At 55.7% G+C, this 2,432-nt stretch carries 2 protein-coding genes and 1 pseudogene; 1 reads left to right on the forward strand and 2 read right to left on the reverse strand.

The window, feature by feature from the left end:
- The first annotated feature begins 75 nt into the window (after positions 1-75).
- Positions 76-963 (forward strand): DMT family transporter, encoded by an 888-nt coding sequence (locus ACJ8MK_RS25905; RefSeq protein ID WP_032175019.1) that lies wholly within the window; start codon positions 76-78, stop codon positions 961-963.
- Positions 964-1,007: 44 nt separating this feature from the next.
- Here the strand turns inward: ACJ8MK_RS25905 and gldA are convergent, their stop codons facing one another.
- Together gldA and ACJ8MK_RS25915 are read right to left on the reverse strand one after the other, a co-directional pair.
- Positions 1,008-2,111, reverse strand: a complete 1,104-nt coding sequence (gldA, locus tag ACJ8MK_RS25910; protein WP_000374020.1) for a bifunctional L-1,2-propanediol dehydrogenase/glycerol dehydrogenase — start codon at positions 2,109-2,111, stop codon at positions 1,008-1,010.
- A 12-nt stretch (positions 2,112-2,123) separates the two neighbouring features.
- Positions 2,124-2,319: pseudogene (locus ACJ8MK_RS25915) on the reverse strand (transaldolase family protein); the annotation flags it as partial.
- Positions 2,320-2,432: the final 113 nt, after the last annotated feature.

Raw genomic sequence — 2,432 nt, forward strand, 5'->3', positions numbered from 1 at the left:
TCAGCATTTTATTATGGTGATCCCCTGGGCGAAATGCGCCTGGTAAGCAGAGTTTTTGAAATGTAAGGCCTTTGAATAAGACAAAAGGCTGCCTCATCGCTAACTTTGCAACAGTGCCTCTGGAGCTATAGCTGGATTTTTATGAAGCAGGTCACGAGCTATATCGGCGCGTTCGACTTCACTGCATTACGCTGTATCTTCGGAGCCTTCATTTTATTCATTGTTCTCCTCCTGCGCGGTCGCGGCCTGCGCCCGACGCCGTTTCGGTTTACGCTGGCAATTGCACTGTTGCAGACCTGCGGGATGATTGGCTTTGGTCAGTGGGCGCTGGTCAGCGGTGGGGCGGGAAAGGTCGCGATTTTGACCTATACCATGCCATTCTGGGTCGTTATTCTGGCGGCGCTATTTCTGGGCGAGCGCCTGCGACGCCTGCAATACGCGGCGATCGCCATTGCGGCAATGGGGCTGGTGCTGGTAATGCAGCCGTGGCAACTGAATTTATCCACGTTGAAAAGCGCACTGCTGGCGCTTCTTTCCGGGGTGAGCTGGGGGGCGAGCGCCATTGTTGCTAAACGCATGTACGCCCGCCATCCGCACGTGGATTTGTTATCGTTAACGGCCTGGCAGATGTTATATGCCGCACTGGTGATGAGTGCGGTGGCCTGGCTGGTTCCGCAGCAGGAGGTTGACTGGCAGCCGGTGGTCCTCTGGGCACTGGGATATAGTGCGATTCTGGCGACAGCACTGGCCTGGAGCTTGTGGCTGTTTGTTCTGAAAAATTTGCCTGCCAGTATCGCCAGTTTAAGCACTCTGGCGGTGCCAGTCTGTAGTGTGCTGTTTTCCTGGTGGTTGCTTGGCGAAAATCCCGGTCCTGTCGAGGGTGGGGGAATTGTGCTGATCGTTCTGGCGCTGACCATTGTCAGCCGCAAAAAGCGCGAAGTACGGACGGTAGAACCGATTTGATGGCATGAGAAACACTCCCGGCTATGCCGGGAGTGTAGCGCGTGTTATTCCCACTCTTGCAGATAGCGCTGACCGTACTGGTCGGCAACCAACAGCGCCGCATAAACCTGATCCGGCGTTGCGCCGCCAGGCATGTTGTGAATGGTTTCGCCTTCCGCACAGGAGGCTTCCGCCACGATACGCATCTTCGCCGGAATATCCTGTTTGATATCCAGTTGCGCCAGCGTAATCGGCAGACCGACGGAATGGCACAGTGCGGCAACGGTCTCAATCTCTTCAACCGGCGCGTTTTCCAGAACTAACTGAGTCAGCGTACCAAACGCCACTTTTTCACCGTGGTAGTAGCGGTGCGCATCCGGGATCGCCGTCAGGCCATTGTGAACCGCGTGTGCGGCAGCCAGACCGCCGCTTTCAAAGCCGACGCCACTCAGATAGGTGTTAGCTTCAATCACGCGCTCAAGCGCTGGGGTGACGACGTGCTGCTCGGCGGCCAGCATCGCTTTTTCACCCTCTTCGAGCAGCGTGTTGTAGCACAGTTCAGCCAGCGCCAGCGCCGCCTGAGTGCATTTGCCGCCAGCCATGGTGATCGCACCGCTGCGTGAACACGCGCGCGCTTCAAACCAGGTTGCCAGCGCATCACCAATCCCTGCGGCTAACAGACGCGCCGGAGCACCAGCAACGATTTTGGTATCGACAATAACCATATGCGGGTTATGCGGTAGCAGCAGATAACGATCAAATTCACCGGCATCGGTGTAGATTACGGAAAGGGCGCTACATGGCGCATCGGTTGAGGCGATGGTCGGCGCGATCGCCACAGGCAGGTTCATAAAGTGGGCAAGGGCTTTCGCGGTATCCAGCGTTTTGCCGCCGCCGATGCCGAGAACAGCGCCACACTGCGCGTTTTCCGCCACGCTGCGCAAACGGTCGATCTCGTTTTGCGAGCATTCACCGCCAAACGGCGCAACTTCCAGCGCCAGTCCTGCATTTTTAAAGCTTTTTTCCAGCTCGCCCTGGGCGAAACCGAGAACAAATTTGTCGCCGACAACCAGCCAACGTTCAGCCAACGGCTTGAGGTATTCGCCAAGACGAGTGATGACATCTGCACCCTGGATGTATTTACCAGGTGATTGAATAATGCGATCCATACTTTATCTCCCTTACAGGTTGATGTTACCGAATGCGTTTTTCCAGTCTTGCTCAAACTTCTCAACAGCTGACTGTACCGCAGGGGTATCGAGCATTTGTTGCGCTACATTCTAAAGGAAGGGTGATCGCTTCGCAACCCGCCAGCAGACAATCCAGCGCCTGACGCGGGGTTTTAAAACTGGCGGCCAGCACCTTGCTTTTCGGGGCACTGTTGCAAATAGTCGGTGGTGATAAACTTATCATCCCCTTTTGCTGATGGAGCTGCACATGAACCCATTCAAAGGCCGGCATTTTCAGCGTGACATCATTCTGTGGGCCGT

Origin of the sequence: Serratia sp. CY38905, from assembly GCF_052168875.1 — a bacterium.
GTDB lineage: Bacteria > Pseudomonadota > Gammaproteobacteria > Enterobacterales > Enterobacteriaceae > Serratia > Serratia sarumanii.

What these genes read in the sequence shown, in the direction of transcription:
- gldA (WP_000374020.1), bottom strand. Translation starts at nt 2,111, where the DNA reads ATGGATCGCATTATTCAATCACCTGGTAAATACATCCAGGGTGCAGAT.